22 protein-coding genes are annotated in these 23,801 nt (G+C 70.9%); 2 read left to right on the plus strand and 20 right to left on the minus strand.

What is annotated here, in order from left to right:
- Window positions 1-7 precede the first annotated feature (7 nt).
- The 20 genes from ACFYW9_RS26385 to ACFYW9_RS26480 all read right to left on the minus strand — a co-directional run bounded on the left by ACFYW9_RS26385 (window position 8) and on the right by ACFYW9_RS26480 (window position 21,184).
- Window positions 8-124, minus strand: a complete 117-nt coding sequence (locus tag ACFYW9_RS26385) for a DUF6126 family protein (protein ID WP_037618597.1) — start codon at window positions 122-124, stop codon at window positions 8-10.
- A 26-nt stretch (window positions 125-150) separates the two neighbouring features.
- Window positions 151-789, minus strand: coding sequence for an XRE family transcriptional regulator (locus tag ACFYW9_RS26390; protein WP_351870567.1), 639 nt, complete (start codon window positions 787-789; stop codon window positions 151-153).
- A 108-nt stretch (window positions 790-897) separates the two neighbouring features.
- A complete protein-coding gene (locus ACFYW9_RS26395) occupies window positions 898-2,298 on the minus strand; it encodes an aspartate aminotransferase family protein (RefSeq protein WP_351870570.1) in 1,401 nt (466 codons plus the stop codon).
- Window positions 2,295-4,247 carry a 1-deoxy-D-xylulose-5-phosphate synthase gene (gene dxs / locus ACFYW9_RS26400; protein ID WP_389155026.1) on the minus strand — a complete coding sequence of 651 codons (1,953 nt, stop codon included), beginning with the start codon at window positions 4,245-4,247 and terminating at the stop codon, window positions 2,295-2,297. The genes ACFYW9_RS26395 and dxs overlap by 4 nt, the downstream gene beginning before the upstream one ends.
- Window positions 4,248-4,274: 27 nt before the next feature.
- Window positions 4,275-5,432, minus strand: coding sequence for a flavodoxin-dependent (E)-4-hydroxy-3-methylbut-2-enyl-diphosphate synthase (ispG, locus tag ACFYW9_RS26405; RefSeq protein ID WP_389155029.1), 1,158 nt, complete (start codon window positions 5,430-5,432; stop codon window positions 4,275-4,277).
- A 4-nt stretch (window positions 5,433-5,436) separates the two neighbouring features.
- Window positions 5,437-6,459: an adenosyl-hopene transferase HpnH gene (gene hpnH / locus ACFYW9_RS26410; protein WP_389155032.1), complete on the minus strand. Its 1,023-nt coding sequence runs from the start codon at window positions 6,457-6,459 to the stop codon at window positions 5,437-5,439.
- A gap of 5 nt (window positions 6,460-6,464) precedes the next feature.
- A complete protein-coding gene (locus ACFYW9_RS26415; protein WP_389155035.1) occupies window positions 6,465-7,106 on the minus strand; it encodes a 1-hydroxy-2-methyl-2-butenyl 4-diphosphate reductase in 642 nt (213 codons plus the stop codon).
- A gap of 1 nt (window position 7,107) precedes the next feature.
- Window positions 7,108-9,111 (minus strand): squalene--hopene cyclase, encoded by a 2,004-nt coding sequence (gene shc / locus ACFYW9_RS26420; protein ID WP_389155038.1) that lies wholly within the window; start codon window positions 9,109-9,111, stop codon window positions 7,108-7,110.
- Between the two features lie 152 nt (window positions 9,112-9,263).
- Window positions 9,264-10,394 carry a polyprenyl synthetase family protein gene (locus tag ACFYW9_RS26425; RefSeq protein WP_351870587.1) on the minus strand — a complete coding sequence of 377 codons (1,131 nt, stop codon included), beginning with the start codon at window positions 10,392-10,394 and terminating at the stop codon, window positions 9,264-9,266.
- Entirely contained in the window at window positions 10,391-11,797 is a 1,407-nt protein-coding gene (gene hpnE / locus ACFYW9_RS26430; RefSeq protein WP_389155042.1) for a hydroxysqualene dehydroxylase HpnE, read from the minus strand. Before hpnE ends, ACFYW9_RS26425 begins: the two co-directional genes overlap by 4 nt.
- Window positions 11,794-11,934, minus strand: a complete 141-nt coding sequence (locus ACFYW9_RS26435) for a DUF6380 family protein (protein WP_351870593.1) — start codon at window positions 11,932-11,934, stop codon at window positions 11,794-11,796. Before ACFYW9_RS26435 ends, hpnE begins: the two co-directional genes overlap by 4 nt.
- A complete protein-coding gene (gene hpnD, locus ACFYW9_RS26440) occupies window positions 11,934-12,884 on the minus strand; it encodes a presqualene diphosphate synthase HpnD (RefSeq protein WP_351870596.1) in 951 nt (316 codons plus the stop codon). Before hpnD ends, ACFYW9_RS26435 begins: the two co-directional genes overlap by 1 nt.
- A complete protein-coding gene (gene hpnC, locus ACFYW9_RS26445; RefSeq protein ID WP_389155048.1) occupies window positions 12,881-13,783 on the minus strand; it encodes a squalene synthase HpnC in 903 nt (300 codons plus the stop codon). The genes hpnD and hpnC overlap by 4 nt, the downstream gene beginning before the upstream one ends.
- Window positions 13,784-14,152: 369 nt before the next feature.
- Window positions 14,153-14,932 (minus strand): ABC transporter ATP-binding protein, encoded by a 780-nt coding sequence (locus ACFYW9_RS26450; RefSeq protein WP_389155051.1) that lies wholly within the window; start codon window positions 14,930-14,932, stop codon window positions 14,153-14,155.
- Entirely contained in the window at window positions 14,925-15,854 is a 930-nt protein-coding gene (locus tag ACFYW9_RS26455; protein WP_389155055.1) for an ABC transporter permease, read from the minus strand. The genes ACFYW9_RS26450 and ACFYW9_RS26455 overlap by 8 nt, the downstream gene beginning before the upstream one ends.
- Window positions 15,855-15,951: 97 nt before the next feature.
- A complete protein-coding gene (locus ACFYW9_RS26460) occupies window positions 15,952-16,797 on the minus strand; it encodes a glycosyltransferase family 2 protein (protein ID WP_387301319.1) in 846 nt (281 codons plus the stop codon).
- Between the two features lie 35 nt (window positions 16,798-16,832).
- Window positions 16,833-17,612, minus strand: coding sequence for a CDP-alcohol phosphatidyltransferase family protein (locus ACFYW9_RS26465; RefSeq protein WP_351870607.1), 780 nt, complete (start codon window positions 17,610-17,612; stop codon window positions 16,833-16,835).
- Entirely contained in the window at window positions 17,590-18,651 is a 1,062-nt protein-coding gene (locus ACFYW9_RS26470; protein ID WP_351870610.1) for an iron-containing alcohol dehydrogenase family protein, read from the minus strand. The genes ACFYW9_RS26465 and ACFYW9_RS26470 overlap by 23 nt, the downstream gene beginning before the upstream one ends.
- Window positions 18,639-19,391, minus strand: coding sequence for a phosphocholine cytidylyltransferase family protein (locus ACFYW9_RS26475; protein WP_351870614.1), 753 nt, complete (start codon window positions 19,389-19,391; stop codon window positions 18,639-18,641). The genes ACFYW9_RS26470 and ACFYW9_RS26475 overlap by 13 nt, the downstream gene beginning before the upstream one ends.
- Window positions 19,388-21,184 carry a DUF5941 domain-containing protein gene (locus tag ACFYW9_RS26480; protein WP_389155259.1) on the minus strand — a complete coding sequence of 599 codons (1,797 nt, stop codon included), beginning with the start codon at window positions 21,182-21,184 and terminating at the stop codon, window positions 19,388-19,390. The genes ACFYW9_RS26475 and ACFYW9_RS26480 overlap by 4 nt, the downstream gene beginning before the upstream one ends.
- Window positions 21,185-21,500: 316 nt before the next feature.
- On the opposite strand from ACFYW9_RS26480, the gene galE reads away from it, so the two are divergent.
- Both galE and ACFYW9_RS26490 read left to right on the plus strand, forming a co-directional pair.
- Window positions 21,501-22,481: a UDP-glucose 4-epimerase GalE gene (gene galE, locus ACFYW9_RS26485; RefSeq protein WP_389155060.1), complete on the plus strand. Its 981-nt coding sequence runs from the start codon at window positions 21,501-21,503 to the stop codon at window positions 22,479-22,481.
- 135 nt (window positions 22,482-22,616) lie between these two features.
- The gene (locus tag ACFYW9_RS26490) at window positions 22,617-23,555 is read left to right on the plus strand and encodes a cation diffusion facilitator family transporter (RefSeq protein ID WP_389155063.1); all 939 of its coding nucleotides are present in this window, start codon (window positions 22,617-22,619) and stop codon (window positions 23,553-23,555) included.
- Window positions 23,556-23,801 lie beyond the last annotated feature (246 nt).

Genomic DNA, 23,801 nt, shown 5'->3' on the forward strand with positions numbered 1-23,801 from the left:
GGACCCCCTACTGGTTCTGCGCGCCCAGCGTGAAGAGCAGGTAGATGAAGGCCGCGAACAGGTGGCCGACGGCGACGTAGATGATCAGCCGCACCCACAGGGCGCGCGGGAACCTGTCCTCCATGGAGCGGCGGCGTTCTGTGGGTTCGGTCATGACGTCTCTCCCGAGGTGGGGTGGCCCGTCGCCGGGCCGAGGCACAGCGCGGCGACGGGGCTCTGCAGCAGGGTGTGTACGAAGAGGAGCTCGGCTCCGTCGCGTTCGGCGGCGGCGATGCGGTGCGGGGTCAGCGAGTCGAAGTGGGCGCTGTCTCCCGGCGCGAGGACGTGCGCGGTGTCCCCGAGGCGCAGACTGAGCCGCCCCCGGAGGACGTACAGCCACTCCTCGCCCGGGTGGACGCGCACGATGTCGCCCTGCGAACCGTACGGGACGTGCACACGCAGCGCCTGCATGCCGCGGCCCGCGGAGCCCGCCTGCCAGTAGGTCCAGCCCCCGGCCGGGGCCGGTTCCATGGCGGCGGCCCGTACGATCGCGTCACGGTCGGGGACCGCCTCGCCGAGCAGTTCCGAGACCGTCGTACCGTAGACACGGGCCAGCGTGAGCAGCATCGGCAGCGAGGGCTGGCGCTGTCCGGTCTCCAGCCGGGAGAGATGGGCGGGCGAGAGCCCGGCCGCGCGGGCGGCCGCCTCCAGCGTGAGGGAGGCGCTGCGGCGCAGGGCCCGGAGCCGGGGCGCCACGGCGTGCAGCTCGGCGGACGGCTCGTCGACCGCCCCTGTGTCGGCAGGGCTCATGGGACCATTGAGCCAAACAATTACCTCTGGGGCAATTTTCTTGCCCCAGAGGCAAAAGGTCCGCCGCACCCGCACCGCCTTCGCGGCGACCGCCGGTGCGGCCGGGTCTCAGCGGTTCGCCACCGCCTGCTTCACCAGCGTCTTCCCGAAGTCCCACATCAGCCCGCCGCCGTTGTGCGCGTCCTCCATCACCGCGGTGAAGGCCTCCACGAACCGGTCGACATCCCGCTCGTCGATGACCAGGGGCGGGATCAGCTTGATCACCTCCAGGTGGTCGCCGGAGACCTGGGTGAGGATGTGGTGCCGCTGGAGCAGAGGCACGACGACCATCTGCGCGAACAGACCCTTGCGCGCGGCCTGCAGCATGCTCCAGCGGCCGCGCAGCTTGAGCGACGCGGGCCGGCCGAACTCGATGCCGATCATCAGACCCCGCCCGCGCACCTCGCTGAGCAGCTCGTAGCGGTCGACCAGGGCCGCCAGCCGGGACTTCAGCAGTTCCCCGGTGATCCGCGCGTGGGCGACGGTCTGCTCGTTCTCCATCACGGAGAGCACAGCGAGCCCCGCCGCCATGGCCTGCGCGTTGGAGCCGAAACTCGCCGAGTGCACGAGGACCCGGTCCATCGAGGAGTAGACCTTCTTGAAGATCCAGTCCTTTCCGAGGGTCGCGCCCACCGGCACATAGCCGCCGGAGAGCGCCTTGGCGACGCACACCAGGTCCGGTTCGACGCCCTCCTCGTGCTGGTAGGCGTAGAAGTCCCCGGTCCGGCCGAGGCCGGTCTGCACCTCGTCCGCGATGAGCAGTGCCTTGTGCCGGTGCAGCAGCTCCTGGGCGGCGCGCAGATATCCGGGCGGGGACTCGTGGACGCCCTTCCCCTGGATCGGCTCCACGATGAGCGCGGCGACGTCGCCCTTCTTCAACTCCCTTGCCAGGGCGTCCAGATCACCGAGCGGGACGGCCGTGTCGGGCAGCAGCGGCGCGAAGCCCTCGCGGAAGCCGTCCTCGCCGTTCACGGACAGGGAACCGGTGGTCAGCCCGTGGAAGGCGTGCGCGCAGTACAGGATCCGCGGTCGGCCGGTGGCGTACCGGGCGAACTTCAGCGCGGTCTCGACCGCCTCCGTACCGCTGTTGCCGAAGAACACCCGGTCCAGGTGCGGGCTGTGGGTGAGCAGCCGCTCCGCGAGCAGGCCCGGCAGCGGCTGGCAGTCGAAGCGGGTGAGGTCGGCGAGCGAGGCGTCCAGGACGTCGTGGAGCGCCCGCCGGACGACGGGGTGATGGCGGCCGAGGCCCATCACCCCGAAGCCGGCGAGCATGTCCAGGTGGTCGTTGCCGTCCGCGTCCCAGAAGTGGGCCCCCTCGGCCCGCTCGTAGACCTTGTCGAAGCCGATGGTGTGCAGCATGCGCGGGAGCTGGTGGTTCAGGTACTTCGTGTGCAGTTCGTAGCGCTCGGCTCCGCGCTCGGCGAGGAGCGCGCCGAGGTCGAACTCCCCCTTCTGGGCAGGGTCGGTCATTCCTGTTTCTCCTTGGACGACTCTTTCTCGGCCGGCCGGTCGGCGGCCTCGATCGGTTCGTACGCGGCCTTGGCCCGCTCGTCCCTGACGGCCAGGGCGGCGCTGATCCGTCCGGCGATCTCCACGGGCGTGAGCCCGATGTCGGCGAGCACCTCGGACCGCTTGGCGTGCGCGAGGAACTGCTCGGGGATGCCGAACCGTCTTACGGGCACGTCGACTTCGGCGTCCCCGAGGGCCAGCGAGACGGCGGCGCCGACGCCCGAGGCCCTGCTGTTGTCCTCGACGACGGCGACGAGCCGGTGTTCGGCGGCGAGGTGGGGCAGCGCCGGGTCGACCGGCTTGACCCAGCGCGGGTCGACGACGGTGCAGCCGATGCCGCGGGCCTGGAGCAGGTCGGCGGTCTGGAGGCAGACCTGGGCCATGACGCCGACCGCGACGAGCAGGACCTCGGGACGCTCGCCCCGGTGCAGGACGTCGAGCCCGCCCACATGGTCCACCGCGGGGATCACCGGACCGACGGACTCCTTCGGGAAGCGGATCAGGGTCGGCGCGTCGTCCACGGCGACCGCCTCCCGGAGCTGGGCCTTCAACTGGTCGGCGTCGCGCGGAGCGGCGATCCTGAGGCCGGGCACGACCTGGAGGATCGACATGTCCCACATGCCGTTGTGCGAGGCGCCGTCGACGCCGGTGACCCCGGCCCGGTCGAGGACGAAGGTCACACCGCAGCGGTGCAGCGCGACGTCCATGAGGAGCTGGTCGAAGGCCCGGTTGAGGAAGGTCGCGTACACGGCGACGACGGGATGCAGACCGCCGGTCGCGAGTCCGGCCGCGGACACCGTGGCGTGCTGCTCGGCGATGCCGACGTCCCACACCCGGTCGGGGAACCGCTCGGCGAACTTCCCGAGCCCGACCGGATGCAGCATGGCCGCCGTGATGGCCACGACGTCCGCCCGCTCCTCGCCGATCCTGACGATCTCGTCGCCGAACACGGAGGTCCAGGAAGGGCCGTTGGACGGGGCGAGGGGCTCGCAGGTGAGCGGGTCCATCACGCCGACCGTGTGGAAGTGGTCCTCCTCGTGCGCGAGCGCGGGTTCGTAGCCGCGTCCCTTCTCCGTCAGGCAGTGGACGAGCACGGGACCGTGGAAGCGTTTCGCCCGGCGCAGCGCGGACTCCACGGCTCCCACGTCGTGACCGTCGATGGGACCGACGTACTTGAGCCCGAGGTCCTCGAACATGCCCTGCGGCGCGAACGCGTCCTTGAAGCCCTTCTTCGCGCCGTGCAGCGACTCGTAGATCGTGTTGCCGACGAGGGGGGTGCGCAGCAGGACGTCCTTGCCCCAGGCGAGCACCTGCTCGTAGCTGTCGGTGGTCCGCAGGGTCGCGAGGTGGTTGGCGAGGCCGCCGATGGTGGGGGCGTACGAGCGTTCGTTGTCGTTGACGACGATGATCAGGGGCCGGTCCTTGGCCGCGGCGATGTTGTTGAGCGCCTCCCAGGCCATGCCGCCGGTCAGCGCGCCGTCGCCGATGACCGCGACGACGTGGCCCTTCTCGCCCTGCACCTGCCGGGCCTTGGCGAGCCCGTCCGCCCAGCCTAGCGCCGTGGAGGCGTGGCTGTTCTCGATGACGTCGTGCTCGGACTCCTCGCGGGAGGGATAGCCGGAGAGGCCGCCCTTGCCGCGCAGCTTGGAGAAGTCCTGACGTCCAGTCAGCAGTTTGTGTACGTAGCTCTGATGGCCGGTGTCCCACAGGATGCGGTCGAAGGGCGACTCGAAGACCCGGTGGAGGGCGATGGACAGCTCCACCACTCCCAGGTTGGGTCCGAGGTGACCACCGGTCCTGGCGACCGCGTGCACCAGGAACTCCCTCACCTCGTCGGCCAGTTCACCGATTTCCGCCTCGGACAGCGCCTTCAGGTCGCGTGGTCCCCGGATGTTCTCCAGAATCGTCACGTCGGGCCCCCTCTCGGTCCGTGCTGATCAGCTCACGGTGACGGCCGGTTCCCCGGACGCGACGCCGTCGTTCTCCATCTGCTCGGCGATCTTCATCGCCTCGTCGATGAGCGTCTCCACGATCTTCGACTCGGGGACGGTCTTGATGACCTCGCCCTTGACGAAGATCTGCCCCTTGCCGTTGCCGGAGGCGACCCCCAGGTCCGCCTCCCGTGCCTCGCCGGGACCGTTGACGACGCAGCCCATGACGGCGACGCGCAACGGGACCTCCATGCCCTCCAGGCCGGCCGTGACCTCGTCGGCCAGCTTGTACACGTCGACCTGGGCCCGCCCGCAGGACGGGCAGGAGACGATCTCCAGCCGTCGCTGCCGCAGTCCGAGCGACTCCAGGATCTGGATGCCGACCTTGCACTCCTCGGCGGGCGGCGCGCTCAGCGAGACCCGGATGGTGTCGCCGATGCCCTCGGAGAGCAGGGCGCCGAACGCCACGGCCGACTTGATGGTCCCCTGGAACGCCGGACCCGCCTCGGTCACGCCGAGGTGCAGCGGGTAGTCGCAGGCGGCGGCCAGCTGCCGGTAGGCGTTGACCATGACGACCGGGTCGTTGTGCTTGACCGAGATCTTGATGTCCCGGAAGCCGTGCTCCTCGAAGAGGGAGGCCTCCCAGAGCGCGGACTCGACGAGCGCCTCGGGCGTCGCCTTCCCGTGCTTCTGGAGCAGCCGCCTGTCGAGCGAGCCCGCGTTCACCCCGATGCGGATGGGGATCCCCGCGTCCCTCGCGGCCCGGGCGATCTCCTTCACCTTGTCGTCGAACTGCTTGATGTTGCCGGGGTTCACCCGCACCGCCGCGCAGCCGGCGTCGATGGCCGCGAACACGTACTTCGGCTGGAAGTGGATGTCCGCGATCACCGGGATCTGCGACTTCTCGGCGATGGTCGCGAGCGCGTCCGCGTCGTCCTGCGTGGGGCAGGCGACACGGACGATCTGGCAGCCGGACGCGGTCAGTTCGGCGATCTGCTGGAGTGTGGCGCCGATGTCCGACGTACGGGTCGTGGTCATCGACTGGACGGACACGGGCGCCCCGCCGCCGACCGCCACCGGTCCGACCTGGATCCGCCGCGTCACACGGCGCTCCGCGATCGGCCGGAGCGGTACCTCTGGGAGGCCCAGGGAAACGGCGGTCATGGCCTCACCCCCGGCTTTCCGTGAAGGTCTCACGGGCGGCCCGGATGGACTCCTTGAGGGAGCCCATGGTGGCGAGGACCGCGGTCGGCTCGTAGCCGCAGTGCGCCATGCAGTTGGCGCACCGCTCGTCCTTGCCGCGGCCGTAGGAGTCCCAGTCGGTCTCCTCCAGGAGCTGCTTGTACGTCTGCACGTACCCGTCGCTCATCAGGTAGCAGGGCTTCTGCCAGCCGAAGAGCGAGTAGCTCGGGATCGCCCACGCGGTGCACGGGAAATCGACCTTGCCCTCCAGGAAGTCCAGGAAGAGCGGGCTCTGGTTGAGCCTCCAGCGGCGCCGGTTGCCGCCCGCGAAGGCCTTCTTGAACAGTTCCCGGGTCTGCTGGACGCCGAGGAAGTGCTCCTGGTCGGGGGCCTTCTCGTAGGCGTAGGCGGGCGAGAGCATCATCTCGTCGACCTTCAGGTCGTCGTTGAGGTAGTTCAGCACCTCGATGACGGTCTGCGGGGTGTCGGTGTTGAAGAAGGTCGAGTTCGTGGTGACGCGGAAGCCGCGGCGCTTGGCCTCCTTGATGGCCTCGACGGCCTCGTCGAAGACGCCTTCCTTCGCGACGGACTCGTCGTGCCGCTCGCGCAGCCCGTCGATGTGGACGGCCCAGGCGAAGTACGGCGAGGGCGTGAACTTGTCCATCTTCTTGCGCAGCAGCATCGCGTTGGTGCAGAGGAAGACGAACTTCTTCTTCGCCACCAACTGCCGCACGATCTCGTCGATCTGAGGGTGCATCAGCGGCTCACCGCCGGCGATGGACACCATCGGCGCACCGGATTCGAGGACCGCGCCCACCGCCTGGGCGACCGGCATGCGCTGCTTGAGCACACCGGCGGGGTGCTGGATCTTGCCGCAGCCCTCGCACGCGAGGTTGCAGGCGAAGAGCGGTTCCAGCTCGACGAGCAGGGCGAACTTGTCCCGCTTCCTTAGCTTCTGTTCAAACAGGTACGCAGCGACCTTCATGGACTGCCGAAGCGGCATGGCCATACGGCTCACCTCCGAGGGAGCGACAAAGAACGGTGCCATTCGAAAAAAGCGGGAAACACGGAACGAAGAACGCGGAAGGCTGATATTCCACCGCGAAACGTGCCGATTCGGACGAGCTCATGTTCTGGAGCATCCACGACCACCCGGACGGCCGCAACGGGACGGGTTCCCGAGCGGACCGCGCCGAGCAGCGTGGCCGCCGACTCCATGTCGACGGCGATGGCTCCGGTCGCGAGCAGACCGGAGCGCTCGTGACCGCGGACCACGTGATCGGAGCCGGTGAGCGGCCCCGTGTGGACGGTGCGGCCCGGCAGGGCGCGGGCGAGTTCCTTGACCAGCAGATCGGTGCCCACGCACGGCGTGGTGCCGCCCGGGTCGCGGGTCTCCTCGGCGACGACCAGGTCACCGGGGTGCATGCCCGGGGCGAGCCCCGCGCAGAAGCCGGTGGCGAGCACGGCCGCCGTGGCCAGCTCCGGGTCGGCCAGCGCCCGGGTGACCGACCGGTCGGCGGCCCTGGGTCCCATGCCGGTACGCAGCACGGTGACCGGCCCGCCGGCGCCGCTCCGGTCGCCACTGCGCAGGGCGAGGTGCTCGATGCCGAGCGCGCAGGCGATCAGAAGCGGGGCCGGGGCGGGCGTCCTGTCCATATCAGCCCCCCTCGGCTGCGGAGAAGGGCTCTCCGTGGACGTAGCGGCCGAGCGCGGTGAGCGGGAAGACGTGGCGGTAGAGGTGGTAGTTGATCGAGAAGTCCCACGGGAAGCCGGTCCCCGTGAAGTACGGCTCGTCCCAGGTGCCGTCGGGCAGCTGCGTCTCCGCGAGCCAGACCACCCCGCGCTCGGCGGCCTTGGAGTCGTGCTCCCCCGCGGCGAGCAGGGCGAGCAGGGCCCAGCCGGTCTGTGAGGCGGTCGAGGCGCCGCGTCCGCTCCATCCGGCGACGTCGTCGTAGGAGCGCAGGTCCTCGCCCCAGCCTCCGTCCTCGTTCTGCACGGACTCCAGCCAGGCCACCGCCCGGCGGATCGCCGGGTGCGAGCCGGGCAGTCCCGCCGCCGCGAGCGCCGGGACCACGGACCCCGTCCCGTAGACGTAGTTGACGCCCCAGCGCCCGAACCAGGAGCCGTTCGGCTCCTGATGGGAGAGCAGCCACTCGATGCCCCGGCGGGTGCGCGGGTCATGGGCGAGCCCCTCGACCGCCAGCATCTCCACCACGTGCGCCGTCACGTCCGCGGAGGGCGGGTCGATCACCTCCCCGAAGTCGCAGAACGGCAGCCGGTTGGGGAAGGCACTGGTGTTGTCGACGTCGAACGCGCCCCAGCCGCCGTCCTTGGACTGCATGCCGAGATTCCAGCGGACCCCGCGTCCGATGGCGTTCTCGACGCGGTCCGGGTCGTGATGCCGGACGCGGCGCAGTGCGAGGACGACCTCCGCGGTGTCGTCGATGTCGGGGTAGTTGTCGTTGTGGAACTCGAACGCCCACCCGCCCGGCGGCAGTTGGGGCCGCTTGACCGACCAGTCGCCGGGCCGGACGATCTCCTCCCCGAGCATCCAGTCCACGGCCTTGACGAGCTGCGGGTGGTCGGCGGGCACGCCCGCGTCGGCCAGCGCGATGGTGGCCAGGCAGGTGTCCCACACCGGCGACTGACACGCCTCGATCATCCGCGCGCCGTCGTCGCGCCACACGGCGAAACGGTTTAGCGAGGCCAGCCCCTCACGCATCACCGGGTGTTCGAGGTCGTAGCCGAGCAGATGCAGCGCGATGACCGAGTAGACGGCGGGCGGCTGGATGCCTCCCCAGCAGCCGTCGTTCTCCTGACGCTCGATGATCCAGCGGCCCGCCGTGTTCATCGCCGCTCTGCGCAGGGCGCGCGGCGCGACCCTGCGGTACTGGTGCAGCGCCTTGTCCAGACGCTGGAAGGCGCCGTCCCAACTGGTCACGGGGGCGAGCGGTCTGACCGGGTTGGGGGTGCCCGCGTCGGTGTGCAGTTCGTCCAGCGGGAACGGCGCGGGCCGCACCGGACGCGTCGCCGAGACGATGGTGAGCGGCACGATGGTCTGCCGCGCCCAGCACCCGAAGTCGTAGATGTTCAGCGGCATCCACTTCGGGAAGTAGATGAGCTCCGGCGGGAGTTCGGGGAGGTCGTCCCACTTCCACCAGCCGAAGAGGGCGAGCCAGATCCGGGTGAAGACACGGGCCGCGGCGATGCCGCCGCGCTCGCGGATCCACGCGGACGCCCTCGCCATGTGCGGGTCGTCCGGGGCGTCCCCGGCCAGCCGCAGGGCGACGTACGCCTCGATGGTGGTGGAGATCTCGCCCGGACCGCCGTAGAACGAGGCCCACGTGCCGTCCTCGCGCTGCTCGCCGCGGATGAACAGCGCCGCACCGCGGGTGGTCGCCTCGTCGCGGATTCCCAGGAACTGACGGAGCAGCAGGTCCTCGGCGTCCATGGTGACGTTCGTCTCGAGGTCGCCCTTCCACCAACCCTGGGCGTCCTGCCGCGCGAGCAGGAAGTCGGTGGCGCGCTCCACGGCGCGCGTGGCGGCGTCTCGGGTCTCGACTGTCCCGGCCGCCTCGGGAGTGGTCCGATACCGGGTTTCGCTGGCCGAGGCAGCGCGGGGCGGCAGGGCCCCGGTGCTTCCGTCGGTCGTCGCTGTCATGGCTTCCCCTTCGTGCAGTGGTGTGTCTCTGCTGTGGGTCCGCCGTCGGCCGGTGCGTTCGTTCGGATGGATATCCCCCCGCTCGAACGAGGTTCGAAGCTTGGGGAAGGCACCGGCCGGCGACTACGCGAGGTTTATTCGACCGATAACGATCATCTCTTCCGCACGACGACGAAGTCGGCCAGCGCCACGAGCTGGGCGCGGACCTGCTCGGGCATCGGTACGGCGTCCAGCGCCTCGATGGCGATCGCGTGCTGGCGGCGCGCCTCGTCGGCGGTCCACTCGCGGCCGCCCGCCTCCTCGATGAGCGCGGCGCGCACGGCGAACTCCTCCTCGGAGAAGTTCTCGAAGTCGCTCGCCTTGGCGTCCTCGGCGAGCAGCTCGCCGAGCCGCTCGGAGGCGGGTCCGCCCGCGGCGAGCGCGGCCACGACCGGCAGGGACTTCTTGCGCTGGCGCAGATCGCTCCAGGTCTGCTTCCCGGTGGCCTCCGGGTCGCCCCAGATGCCGAGGAGGTCGTCGACGGCCTGGAAGGCCAGGCCGAGGTGGTAGCCGTAGCGCTCCAGCGTGTCGGCGGTGAGGTCGTCGGCGCCGCCGAGGACCGCGCCGATGGAACAGGCGCAGGCGAGCAGGGCGCCGGTCTTGTTGCCCTCCATCTCCAGGCACTCCTCGACGCTGACGCGGTCGCGGTGCTCGTAGGAGATGTCCTGGGCCTGGCCGTCGATCAGGGCCCGGGTGGCGGTGGTCAGACGCCGGGTGGCCCGGCCGGCCTCGACGGTGCCGAGCTCCAGCAGGACCTCGTTGGCCAGCGCGAACAGGGCGTCGCCGACCAGGATCGCCTGGGCGGGGCCGTGCACCTTCCAGACCGTGTCGCGGTGGCGGCGCTGCTCGTCGCCGTCCATCAGGTCGTCGTGCAGCAGCGAGAAGTTGTGCACCAGCTCGACGGCGACCGCTCCGGGGACACCCACCTCGGGGGCCGCGCCGGCGGCCTGCGCGGAGAGCACGGCGAGCGCGGGGCGCACCGCCTTGCCGCCGTCGCCGTCCGCGGGGTTGCCCTCGGCGTCGATCCAGCCGAAGTGGTAGGCGGCGACGGTGTCCATGGGCGGCGCCAGCCGGTCGACAGCCGCCTTGAGCACCGGTGTGGCCAGGGTCCGGCCGCGCTCCAGGAGCGCGGTCACGTCCACCGCGTCGGCAGCCGTTTCGGCCGGGGGCACAGTGGGCACAATCTCTCCTCTTGTTGCGGAACCGGGGGTGCGGGGGCCTGCCATGCTCCGGTCGAGCGTCATGCCGCCTCCTCGAAGAGTCCGAGGAGGTGGTCGCGGGGCCGGCCCAGGGCGCCCAGCGCGGCCTCCGCCGCACCGACTCCACTGCGAACCGCACTCTCCATGGTCGCGGGCCACCCTGTGGCGGTCCACGCTCCGGCCAGGTACAGGCCGGGGGCCTTGGTACGGGCACCGGGCCGCAGCCGCCCGACGCCCGGGGCGGGAGCGAACGTCGCGGTGCGCTCCCGGGTCACGAAGAAGTCCTTCACCCCGGCGCCGCGCGCACCGGGCAGCAACCGCTCCAGCTCGGGCAGATACCGCTCCCGGAGCACGGCGACGGGCTCGTCGATCTCGTCCTGGGCGGCCGACTGCGACAGCGCCAGGTACTGCCCCTCCCGGAGTCCGGAGGCCTCGGTGCGGTCGAAGACCCACTGCACCGGGGAGCCCAGGGCCGCGAAGAACGGCGCGGTGAGGACCTTGCGGTCGTAGACGACGTGGACGTTGAGGATCGGCGCGGTGCCGATGTCCAGAAGCCGCTCGGGGGCGTCGAGCGCTCCCTCGGGCAGGAGGTCGTGGGCCTCGCGCTGGGGTACGGCGAGGACGACGGTGTCGGCCTCGATGCGCTCGCCGGGAACCTGAACGCTCCAACGGCCGTTCTCGTAAGGGGAGACGGAGGTGACGCGTGTACGGATCTCGGTACGTACGCCCGCGGAGTCGAGCGCCTTGCGGGCCAGGGTGTCATGCAGTTCGCCCAGCGGGACGCGCGCCCAGCCGATGTCGGCCGCGCCCGGGTCGGACAGCAGACCCGTCTTGAACACCATCGCGGCGAGCCCGAGCGAGCAGTCCTGGGCCACCGCGTTGAGGGTGGCGACCCCCACGAGGTCCCACAGTGCTTCGACGGCACGTCGCGACTGACCGTGCCCGGCGAGCCAGTCGCCGAAGTTCTGCGCGTCGAGCGCCGGATCCTTGAGATCCAGTCCCTTGAGCGCGAGCGCGGCACGGCCGACCTTGGCACGCTCGGCGAGCGAGAGGTGCTGATAGGTCACGAGGCTGCGCGCGAGGTGCAGCGGTACGGGCAGCGCGCCGCGGCCGATTCTGCCGAGCCGTCGTCCCGGCGGTGCCTCCGCGTCGAGAACGGGCACGTCGAGACGATCCTGCAGAGGCGCGAGCGCGGTCCCGTCGACGCGGTCGAGGAACCAGCGGTAGGCGGTGCAGCAGCGCAGGAAGACATGCTGTCCGTTGTCCACGGTGAGCTCGCCGCGCTCGAAGGAGAACGCGAGACCGCCGAGGCGCGGCCGGCCTTCGAGCAGTGTCACCCGGAGCCCGGCGTCGGCCAGCGCGAGCGCGGCGGTGATCCCGGCGAGCCCTCCGCCGATCACCACGGCGGCGGTCCGGCCGGAGTCGTCCGTGGACTCGACCTCGCTCATGACGCACCCTCCCCCGCGACCGCCCCGGGGTCGTCGAACGCTCCACGGCAGGCCGTTGCAGTCAGGGACGCCATCCGGCTCCGGAGGGTTGCCTGCCACTTTTCGCCGGCCGCGTCACCGCGGCCCGTGGTGTCCATCAGACACGCCTCCGGACCGTACGGCGGGAGACGTGCCGGGCGTCGAGGCCGGAGAGGCCGCGCACGGCGACGTACGCCTTCTCGCGTCCCGGCAGGGACACCCGGCCGCGCAGCACGGCCTCCGGCTCGCGCTCGATGCGGTCGAGAAGACGCCGGTAGATGCCCGCCATGGCCGCGACACAGGCGCCGCTGCGCCGATCCAGCATGGGCAGCAGCCGGTAGCCCTCCGCGAAGAGGGCACGCGCCCGCCGCACCTCGAAGTGCACGAGACCCGCGAAGTCCGAGCCCGGCGGTGGAGTCGGCCCGGCGAACCCGGCCGAGCAGCCGAACTTGGCCAGGTCGTCGGCGGGCAGGTACGTGCGCCCGCCCTCGGCGTCCTCGCGGACGTCCCGCAGGATGTTCGTGAGCTGGAGCGCGAGCCCGAGCGTGTCGGCGTACTCCGGCGCGCGCTCCGCGCCACGCGCCCCCGGTTCGGTGCCGAAGACCCCGAGCGAGAGCCGCCCGATCGCTCCGGCCACGCACCGGCAGTAGACCTTCAAGTCGTCCCAGGTCTCGTACGTCTCACCGCGCACGTCCATCAGCACGCCGTCGATGAGCTCGTCCAGGCCCCCGAGGGGCACCGGGAAGTATCCGGCGGTGTGGCTGAGGGCGACCGCGACCGGGTCCGTGTCGTCCTCGGCGACGTCGCCCGCCCGGACGCGGGCGAGCAGCGCCCGGGTCTCCTCCAGGCGCGCCGCCTTCACGTCCGGCGCCAGCGTGCCGTCGCCGATGTCGTCGACGCGCCGGGAGAACGCGTAGAGCGCCGACATCGCGCGGCGCTTGGACGTCGGCAGAAGCCTGATGCCGTACGCGAAATTACGGGCCTGCTGACCGGTCACCGCCTCGCAGTAGCTGTACGCGGCGAGTACCGGTGCGGACACGTGCTGTTCCGACTCCACGGTCCGGATCACCCCTCTCCTCGCAGAGTCACTCCCACCTCGCGCAGCAGCTGGAGCTTGCCGGGCTTGGGCGGGCCGGGAAGTACGTCGTATTCGGCGGCGGCGATCGCGCCGATCGCCGCCTTCCCCCCCGCGACGAACCCCGCGAGCAGCAGTTTCAGCCTGCCGTGGACGCTACCCACGAGGGGGGTGCCTTCATTCAGGAGGTTCGAGGCGCGTTCTGCTTCGTATGCAACCAGTGCTCGCACCGATGCGCCTGCTGTGGGGACGGCGAGATCCGCTTCGACGACGTGAAAGCGCTTCATGTCCTCGGCGGGCAGGTAGACGCGGTCGCGGCCGAGGTCCTCGGCCACGTCCTGGAGGTGCTCGACGATCTGGAGCGCCGTGCACACCGCGTCGGAGCGGCGGATCCGCTCGGGCGTGGACGTTCCGGTGACGGAGAGGACCAGACGGCCGACGGGGTTCGCGGACAGTTCGCAGTAGGCGAGCAGATCGTCGTAGGTCTCGTACCGCTTGACGATCTGGTCCTGGCGGTTGGCCGCGATCAGGCCGAGGAAGGGCTCGGGGGTCAGACCCGCGCGGTGGACCGTGGGGCGCAGCCGGCGCAGCAGGGGGTGACTCGGGGTCGAGTCGAACACGCGGTGAAGATCGGCTTCGAGTGCGTCGAGCAGGACCAGACGGTCGTCGGCGTCCGCGGCCGGCACGCCGAGGAGGCGGGCGTCGGCGCCGCCGGGGGCGAGATCGCCGTCGCCGATGTCGTCCACGAGGCGGGCGAAGCCGTAGACGGCCGTCAGGTCGTCGCGCCAGGCCCTGGGCAGGAAGAACGGGGCCACGGGGAAGTTCTCGCCCGCGGCTTTGTCGAGGGTGCCGCGCTCCGGATCGCCGGTGCGGGCCGTCCCGGCTTGGGTCACCGCTCGCCGCCCGGCGCGAGGACGGCACACGCATCGCGGAGCTGGAGAGTCACCGTAGCCATTGCCGTCACATCTCCCGTTCTACACTGCCGACCCAACACTGCCCATTTCGGACACGCCGCCCGAAGATCCGCTCGGCGTGACGGTGCCAGGTGTCGCGTATTATCGCCCTACTTGACGCGTTTCAGCACCGGTACAGCTTACGTTGTACAACGCGGCACACTCCGCCGGGGTGTCCTGCACATCACAACAACACACCGATTGGCGTCAAGATTCCTCGCGCCGACGGGAGTTGACGTTTCCTTTGCAGACGCAGGGCCCCGCCGGAGAGTTCCGGCGGGGCCCAGGTCCTGTCGTGCGCGAACCGGGCTACTTGCCCGTGAACTTCTCGTACTCCTTGAGGACGTCCGCGGTCGGACCGTCCATGCGCAGCTCGCCGCGCTCCAGCCACAGCACGCGGTCGCAGGTGTCGCGGATCGACTTGTTGTTGTGACTGACCAGGAACACCGTGCCCGCGCTCTTGCGCAGCTCACGGATGCGCGCCTCGGACCGCTTCTGGAAGGAGCGGTCCCCGGTCGCGAGGGCCTCGTCGATCATCAGCACGTCGTGGTCCTTGGCCGCCGCGATCGAGAAGCGCAGCCGGGCCGCCATGCCGGACGAGTACGTCCGCATCGGCAGGGTGATGAAGTCGCCCTTCTCGTTGATGCCCGAGAAGTCGACGATCTCCTGGTAACGCTCCCTGACCTGATCACGGGACATGCCCATGGCGAGACCGCCCAGGATGACGTTCCGCTCGCCGGTGAGGTCGTTCATCAGGGCCGCGTTCACGCCGAGCAGCGAGGGCTGGCCGTCGGTGAAGACCTTGCCCTTCTCCGCGGGGAGCAGACCGGCGATGGCCCGCAGGAGCGTGGACTTGCCGGAGCCGTTCGAGCCGATCAGGCCGATGGCCTCGCCCCGGTACGCGGTGAAGGAGACACCCCTGACGGCGTGCACCTTGCGGACACCGCGCTCCTCGCCGCGCTTGACGATGCGGCTGAGGGCGGACGTGGCGCTGCCCTTGCCGGTCTTGGCGCCGTTCACGCGGTAGACGATGTGCAGTTCGTCCGCGATGACGGTCGGGATGTTCGACCTCTTCTCGAGCTCAGCCACGGCCGTACCTCTCTTCAGCCTTCCAGAAGTAGACGAACCCGCCGACGGCGGTGACCACGGCCCAGAAGACGGCGATGGCCCACACGTGCGGCGGCAGGTTGGAGGAGCCGTAGCCGTCGATGAGCGCGAAGCGCATCAGGTCCATGTAGACGGCGGCCGGGTTCGCCTGGAGCGCGCGGGCGATCCATTCGGGGCTGTCGGCCAGCATGGTGCTGATGGAGAACATGACACCGGAGGCGTACATCCAGGTGCGCAGGATGAACGGCATGAGCTGGGCGAGGTCGGGCGTCTTCGCCCCCATCCGCGCCACGATCAGGGCGAGGCCGGTGTTGAACAGGAATTGGAGGAACAGCACCGGGACGATCAGCAGCCAGGACAGGCCCGGGTAGCTGCCGAAGCCGATCGCCACGATGAACAGCACGATCATCGAGAAGAGCAGCTGCTGGAGCTGCTGGAGGGCGAACGAGATCGGCAGCGAGGCACGCGGGAAGTGCAGCGCGCGCACCAGTCCCAGGTTGCCCGAGATCGCCCGCACACCCGCCATGACCGAGTTCTGCGTGAAGGTGAACACGAAGACGCCGGTCACCAGGAACGGGATGTACACGTCGTGTGGAATACCGCGGTTGGCCTTCAGGATCAGCCCGAAGATCAGGAAGTAGACGAACGCGTTGAGCAGCGGCGTCACCACCTGCCAGAGCTGGCCCAGCTTGGCCTGGCTGTACTGGGCGGTGAGCTTCGCCTGCGAGAAGGCGAGGATGAAGTGCCGCCGGCCCCACAGCTGACGAACGTACTGGCCCAGCCCGGGCCGGGCGCCGCTGACCGCGAGGCCGTACTTGGCGGCCATTTCGGCCGCGGAAAGCCCGTCATCGGGCGACGGCCGGTCGCTCACCGCGACTCCGCCGTCATGCGTGGTCTCACTCACAAGGGGAACTTTCGTCTTCAAGATGCGCACAGCCGGTTGGGACGTGGGCATGAGCCGGGAACCGGGTAGGGCCCGGGTGCTCTCAGGGTCGAGCTTGTCAGATGACCGGAGGCCGGCCCAGTCGGGTCAGCCTCCACACCGTGCGCCACCTCATGGGGCGCCTCGGTCCGCAGGGACTCCTCCAGCCTTCCCTGAATCCACCGAACCAGGCCCGCAGAGCGGCCCGCGAGGGGCGGCGCAGCAGCGTCAGGAGCATCCAGACGCCGAGGTAGACCGGGACGAGTGGCGCGGGAAGGTTCCGGCGGGCGAGCCAGACGCGGTTGCGGGCCACCATGCGGTGGTACACCGCGTGCCGCGAGGGAGCGGTCGTCGGGTGGTACAGCACCATGTCGGAGCGGTAGTCGATCATCCAGCCGGCGTCGAGGGCCCGCCAGGCCAGGTCGGTCTCCTCATGGGCGTAGAAGAACGCGTCCGGGAGTCCGCCGACCTCGGCGAGGACCTTCGTACGGACCGCGTTGGCGCCGCCGAGGAACGTGGTGACGCGCGAGGAGCGCATCGGGTCGGCGGCGCGCAGCCGCGGCACGTGGCGGCGCTGGGTCTCACCGGACTCGGGGTCGGCGATCCGGAAGCTGATGATGCCGAGCTCCGGGTCGTCGGCGAAGGCCCGGCGGCACAGTTCGGCCGTGTCGTGGTGGGCCAGCAGGCCGTCGTCGTCCAGGAAGAGCAGGACGTCCACGTCGGTGCCGCCGGGGCCGAAGGCCTCGATGCCGACGTTGCGGCCGCCGGGGATGCCGAGGTTCTCGGGCAGCTCGACGGTCCGGACCCCCGCGGGGACGTCCGGCACGGGTGAGCCGTTGCCGACCACGACCACCTCGACGCGGTCGCCGTCCTGCTTGGCGACGGAGTCGAGCAGGGCCCTGAGCTCGTCGGGGCGGTTGCCCATGGTGATGATCACCGCGCCGACCTTCGTCGCCGTACTCACTTGAGCCTGCTCGAAGCGAGGATGGACACCAGGTGCAGCACGGTCTGCAGGAGCGCGATGCCGGCGAGCACGGCGGTGCCCAGCCGGGTGAAGAACAGGTCGCCCCTGATCTGGTCCGCGACGGCGAGGAGCAGGATCAGCAGGGACGCCTCGATGCCGAGGACCAGCCGGTGGAACTTGAGCGCCGCGGCGGCCCTGCGGGCCAGCGCCACGCCCGAGGAGCGGGGCTCGGCGGCGGACTCCTGGACCGGCGGCAGCCCGCCCTGGTGGCGGGCGACGCCGACGAGGTCGGTCTCCGCCTTGATCAGGATCGCGCCGAGGGCGGCCAGTGTGCCGAGGAAGGCCCACAGCCAGTCGATACGCCCGGTGCCCCACAGGTCCGCGGCGCGCAGGCCGAGGCCGACGAGGACGGCCGCGTCGGTGAGATAGGCGCCGACGCGGTCGAGATAGACCCCGCCGAGCGAGTACTGCTTCTTCCAGCGCGCGATCTCGCCGTCGACGCAGTCGAGCAGCAGATAGAGCTGGACCATCACCACGCCCAGCACCGCGCCCGTGATTCCCGGCACCAGCAGGGCGGGGGCCGCGAGCACGCCGCAGAGGGTCATCAGGTACGTGAGCTGGTTGGGCGTGATCCTGGTGTTCACCAGGTAGCGGTCGCAGCGCAGCGAGATCTCTCGCATGTACAGGCGTCCCGCCCAGTGCTCACCGCTGCGCCGGTCCTTCACCCCCGGGGGGTGAACGACGGGGCGGAGTTCAGCTACCGATGGCCTTGGCATAGTCGGAGTAGATGTCCTTGATCTGGTGGGTGTTCAGGTCGAGATGTTCGAGGATCGTGTAGCGGCCGGGCCGGGTCTGCGGAGCGAACTCCACGACCTGGACGAACTCGTCCACCGTGAAGCCGATCTCCTCGGGCAGCACCGGCAGTCCGTGCCGGCGCAGCACCCCGGCCATGTACGCCGACTCCTCGTGGGCGCCGCGCAGATACATCGCGAAGGCCGCGCCCAGGCCGCACTGCTCGCCGTGGCTCGCGGCGCGCTTGGGGAAGAGGAGGTCGAAGGCGTGGTTGATCTCGTGGCAGGAGCCGGAGGCGGGCCGGGAGTCGCCCGAGATCGACATCGCGATACCGGTGAGGACGAGCGCCTCGGCGAGGACCTGGAGGAAGCCGTTGTCGCCGACGCCCCCGGGGTGCCTGAGCACGGCCTCGCCCGCCTGGCGCGCCATGGCGGCGGCCAGTCCGTCGATCTTCTCGCCCTTGACGCGGTTGGACAGTTCCCAGTCCGCGATCGCGTTGATGTTGGAGACCGCGTCCCCGATGCCCGCCCGGACGAACCGGACCGGCGCGTCACGGATGACGTCGAGGTCGATGACCACGGCGATCGGGTTCGGCACGCCGTAGGAGCCGCGGCCCGCGTCGTTGTCGAGGGTGGCGACCGGCGAGCACAGGCCGTCGTGCGCGAGGTTGGTGGGCACGGCGACCAGCGGCAGCCCGACCCGCGCGGCGGCGAACTTGGCACAGTCGATGATCTTGCCGCCGCCCAGGCCCACGACGGCGTCGTAGTGCCCGGCCCTTATGGCGCCGGCCAGCTTGATCGCGTCGTCGAGCGTGCCGCCGCCGACCTCGTACCAGGTGGCACCGGGCAGGGCCGGGGCGATCCGGTCGCGCAGCCGGGCGCCCGAGCCGTTGCTGACCGCGATGGCCAGCTTGCCCGAGTGCGAGATGCGCTCGTCACTGAGCACGCTCGCCAGGTCGTCCAGGGCACCGGGACGGATGTCGACGACGACCGGCGAGGGGATGAGCCTCGTCAGTACTGGCACGCGATCTCACGTCCCTTGGCGAGGTCCTCGTGGTTGTCGATCTCGACCCACTTGACCTCCCCGATCGGCGCGACGTCGATCCGGAAGCCGCGGTTGACGAGCTCCTGGTAGCCGTGCTCGTAGAACTGCTGCGGGTCGGTCTCCCACACCGTCTTCAGGGCGTCGGCCAGCTCCGCGGCGGCGGCGCCCTCGATGAGGGTCACACCGATGTACTCGCCGGTGGCCTCGGACGGCTCCATGAGCTTGGTGATCTTCTGGACGCCCTTGTCGGGGTCCACGACGACCTTCATCTCCTCGTCGGCGAGCTTCTTCACCGTGTCGAGGGCGAGGATGATCCTCTTGCCGTCGCCGCGGGCGGCGAGCAGCGTCCGCTCGACGGAGACCGGGTGCACGGTGTCGCCGTTGGCGAGGATCACGCCGTCCTTGAGGGCGTCACGTCCGCACCACAGGGAGTAGGCGTTGTTCCACTCCTCGGCCTTGTCGTTGTCGATGAGGGTGATCTTGAGGCCGTACTTCTCCTCGAGGGCGGCCTTGCGGTCGTAGACGGCTTCCTTGCGGTAGCCGACGATGATGCCGACCTCGGTCAGGCCGATCTCGGCGAAGTTGCCGAGGGTCAGGTCCAGGACCGTGATGGAGTCCTCTATGCCCGCGGGGCCAACCGGCACGAGAGCCTTGGGGAGGCTGTCGGTGTAGGGGCGCAGACGCCTTCCGGCGCCGGCCGCCAGCACGAGGCCGATCATGCGGGTTCTCCTTCATCGTGTACGGCGGGCGCCCCGGAGGACACCCAGAAGCGGATGCTCTCGACGAGCACCAGCAGTGCCACGGCCACGGCGAGTGCCGTGAGCGCGACCTCGAACTGTGCGGCGGTGAGCAGCGCGGCCAGGACGGTGACCAGCAGCGTCCTGCCTTCGTGCCCGCCGATCGCCCGCACCAGCCAGTGCGGGGGGGCTCCGGCGTCTCCGCGAATGCGGTACACCGTGTCGTAGTGATGGTAGGCGACCGCGGCCACCAGGCCGAAAGCCGCCGGAAGCGCTCCGTTCACGTCGGCGTTGACCGCCAGTGCCAGAACGGTGAGGTACTCGGCCGCGCGGAAGAACGGCGGGACCAGCCAGTCGAGGGCGCCCTTGAGGGGCCTGAGCAGGGCGGCGGGCGACAGCAGGACGTACACGACGGCGCCCAGGACGGGGAGCCAGCTGCCGTACGGGGCGAGTGCGGCGGATGTCACGACGACCGCCCCGGCGACGAGGGCGACCACGGCCGGGGCGACGCGCGGGAGGCGGCCCGCGAAGCGGGTCAGGTACTCGGCGAGCGCGCCGGAGTCGGTGAGGTCCGCCAGCGCCCGGGCGGCGCGGTCCGTGCGGCGCGCCTTGCGGGTGAGCGAGCGCAGGACCCGGCCCGCCGTGGTGTAGGTGGCCGCGAAGGCGCAGCCGGCGAGCAGCGCGTAGAAGGTGATGCGGGGGGTCGTCAGCGCCGTGAGGACGGCGATCATCGCCCATCGTTCGCCGATGGGCAGGACTATCATCCGGCGCACCCAGACCGTCCAGCCGACGCTGTCGAGCTTGTCCGAGAGGGCCGCGGTGGGGCTGGTGTTGGCCGTGGCGTCGTGGTTCGCCTCGTTGAAGGAGAAGTCCACGACGTGCCGGCAGGTCTGGAGGATCATCGCGCCGAGGGCGAGCGCCCACACGTCGTCGCCGCCGCGGGCCGCGCCGAGCGCGAGTCCCGCGTAGTAGGCGTACTCCTTGGCGCGGTCGAAGGTCGCGTCCAGCCAGGCGCCGAGCGTGGAGTACTGCAGGGAGTAGCGGGCGAGCTGTCCGTCCGTGCAGTCCAGGACGAAGGAGAACATCAGCAGCAGACCGGCCACGACGAAGCCGGCGCGGGTGCCGGTGGCGGCGCAGCCCGCGGCGATCAGCGCGGTGATCAGCGAGGCGGTGGTGACCTGGTTCGGGGTCAGACCGCGGCGGGCGCACCAGCGGGCGATGTAGCGCGAGTACGGGCTGATGCAGTACGTGGTGAAGAAGCCGTCGCGGGCCTTGACGGCGCTGCGCAGCCGTACGGCCTCGTCGTCGACGGCCAGGACGGCCTGCCGGACGCCGTTGCGCTCCTGCGGGTCGGCGGGGACCGCGGCGACGAGGGTGCCGAGCTCCGGGCGGTACACGGAGAGGTCGTCCGCCTCGAGTGCCTCGCCGAGGCGCTCGACGAGGTTCTCGGGGGCCGCGGCGGCGTTGCCGGCGGCCACGCTCTCCCGGGTCACGGCGCGGGTCAGGGCCCGCCGGGCCTCGGGCTGCACGGAGACGGCGCCGGGAATGGCGGAGGCCGCGAAGCGGGGGTCGGTCAGGCCGAGGCGCAGGGCGTGCACATGCCCGACGAAGCGGGCGTCGACGACGGCGACCCGCTCGTTCGCCGGCACGGCGGCGAGCAGGGTCTCGGTCTCGCCCGCGTCGGACGCGGGACGCACGTCGAAGCCGAGCGACCGCAGATCGCCCTCGAGCGACGATCCGGGGACCGGCTGGCCGGTGAGGATGGCGGTCGGCAGCGAACTCACTCCCTGGGTGCCGGCGCGCCCTGGCGCCGGCGTGTGCGTGATGGGGGGCGCCCCCGGCATGGCGGCGGCCCCGGCGGCATGTCGGCAGAGGCTATCGGATGAACGGAAGCGGCCGTTCACCGCCTGTTCACGGCCCGATCAACCGATTTTGTCCGACGGGCGCCGCGATCATCATCAGGGATCGCGGGCCCGGGTCACAAGCGCGGCTTCGCGGACCGGCACATTCCCGGCATGACGTGCGGCACCCGGCCTCACCGAAACCGGGGCGCCCCGGACACGGCGCCGGACCCGCATAGGGTGGTCGTCCATGACATGGCTGATCACAGGCGGGGCCGGATACATCGGGGCACACGTGGCGCGGGCGATGGCGGAGGCCGGGGAGCGCGTCGTCGCCCTCGACGACCTGTCGACCGGGACACCGAAACGGCTTCCGGAGGACATCCCCCTCGTCCGGGGGTCGTCGCTGGACGGTGATCTGCTCAAGCGGGTCCTGGCGGAACACGGGATCACGGGTGTGGTGCACCTCGCCGCCCGCAAGCAGGTCGGCGAGTCCGTGGCCGAGCCGACGCGCTACTACCAGGAGAACGTGGGCGGCCTCGCGACGCTTCTGGACGCGGTGGCCGGGGCGGGCGTCGAGCGGTTCGTGTTCTCCTCCTCGGCGGCCGTCTACGGCAACCCCGATGTGGACCTCATCACGGAGGGCACCCCCTGCGCCCCGATGAGCCCCTACGGCGAGACGAAGCTCGCGGGCGAGTGGCTGGTACGTGCGGCGGGCCGGGCGCACGGCATCGCCACGGTGTGCCTGCGCTACTTCAACGTGGCGGGCGCGGGGGCGCCGGAGCTCGCCGACACCGGGATCTTCAACATCGTCCCGATGCTGTTCGACCGCCTCACCCGCGGCGAGGCCCCGCGGATCTTCGGCGACGACTACTCGACGCCGGACGGCACCTGCGTACGCGACTACATCCATGTCGCCGACCTCGCCGAGGCGCATCTCGCGGCGGCCCGGCGGCTGACGGACGGGGCGAGCGGTGATCTGACGGTGAACATCGGCCGGGGCGAGGGTGTCTCCGTACGGGAGCTCGTGGCGCTCGTCGCCGAGGTCACCGGGAACCCCGCGCGGCCCCTCGTCGAACCGCGCCGCCCCGGCGACGCCCCCCGGGCGGTCGCCTCGGCCGCTCTGGCCGCCGACGAGCTGGGCTGGAGCGCGCGCCGAGGGATCCGCGAGATGGTGGAGTCGGCCTGGCGGGGCTGGCTGCTGCACCACCCGGAGACCACCGGCGCATGACCGCGTCAGCGCTCTGACCTGCGGATCGTTTCCGCAGGTCAGAGCATATGACAACGGTGTTCAGTGCCGCGTTGCCCGATACCCCCCGCCCGTAGTTGACTGTCACGACCGAGCGGAAAACAGGAGGCGGCTTCCATGGGGGCTGGGCACGACCACGGGCACGCGCACGGCGCTCCCCGGGCCGGTACGGCGACGGCCGCGTACCGCGGGAGGCTGCGTGTCGCGCTGGCGATCACCCTCACCGTCATGGTCGTCGAGATCTTCGGCGGTGTCCTCGCCGATTCGCTCGCGCTCGTCGCGGACGCGGCGCACATGGCGACGGACGCACTGGGTCTTGGCATGGCCCTGCTCGCGATCCACTTCGCGGCCCGCCCGCCGAGCGAGAAACGCACGTTCGGCTACGCGCGGGCCGAGATCCTCGCCGCGCTCGCCAACTGTCTGCTGCTGCTCGTCGTCGGCGGCTACGTGCTCGTCGAGGCGGTCCAGCGCTTCGTCACGCCCGCTGACACCCACGGCGGACTGACGATCGCGTTCGGCGTGTTCGGCCTGGTCGCCAACACGGTCTCGCTGACGCTGCTGATGCGCGGGCAGAAGGACAGCCTGAACGTACGGGGCGCCTTCCTGGAGGTCGCGGCGGACGCGCTGGGCTCGGTGGCGGTCATCGTCGCCGCCGTGGTGATCATGACCACCGGCTGGCAGGCGGCGGACCCGATCGCCTCGATCGCCATCGCGCTGATGATCGTCCCGCGCACCTGGAAACTGCTCCAGGAGACGCTCGACGTGCTCCTGGAGGCGGCGCCCAAGGGGGTCGACATGGCGGACGTACGTGCCCACATCCTGGCCCTCGACGGTGTCGAGGACATCCACGACCTGCACGCCTGGACCATCACCTCCGGCATGCCGGTGCTCTCCGCGCACGTGGTCGTCAGCTCCGACGTCCTGAACGCGATCGGCCACGAGAAGGTGCTGCACGAGCTCCAGGGCTGTCTGGGTGTCCACTTCGACGTCGAGCACTGCACGTTCCAGCTGGAGCCGAGCGGCCACGCCGAGCACGAGGCGAAGCTCTGCCACTGACGCGCGGCCCGCCCGCGGCGCCCTTCCGCGGGACAGGGCGGGCACCGGGACATCCGCGGGCGGCTCCCGACGGGCACCGCCCGCGCGGCCGGACGTCGCAGGAGGTGCCGTCCGGACATCCGGCGGCTCTCGTCCTCGACGGTTCCGCGCCGGTGGCACCGGGCACGATCAGGTATCCGGCGGTATTCGGCGTCCGGCGCCCGGGCCCGTGCGTCCCGCCGCGGGACCCCGGGGCGGGACATGCGG

It is taken from the genome of Streptomyces sp. NPDC002698, assembly GCF_042888945.1.
GTDB lineage: Bacteria > Actinomycetota > Actinomycetes > Streptomycetales > Streptomycetaceae > Streptomyces.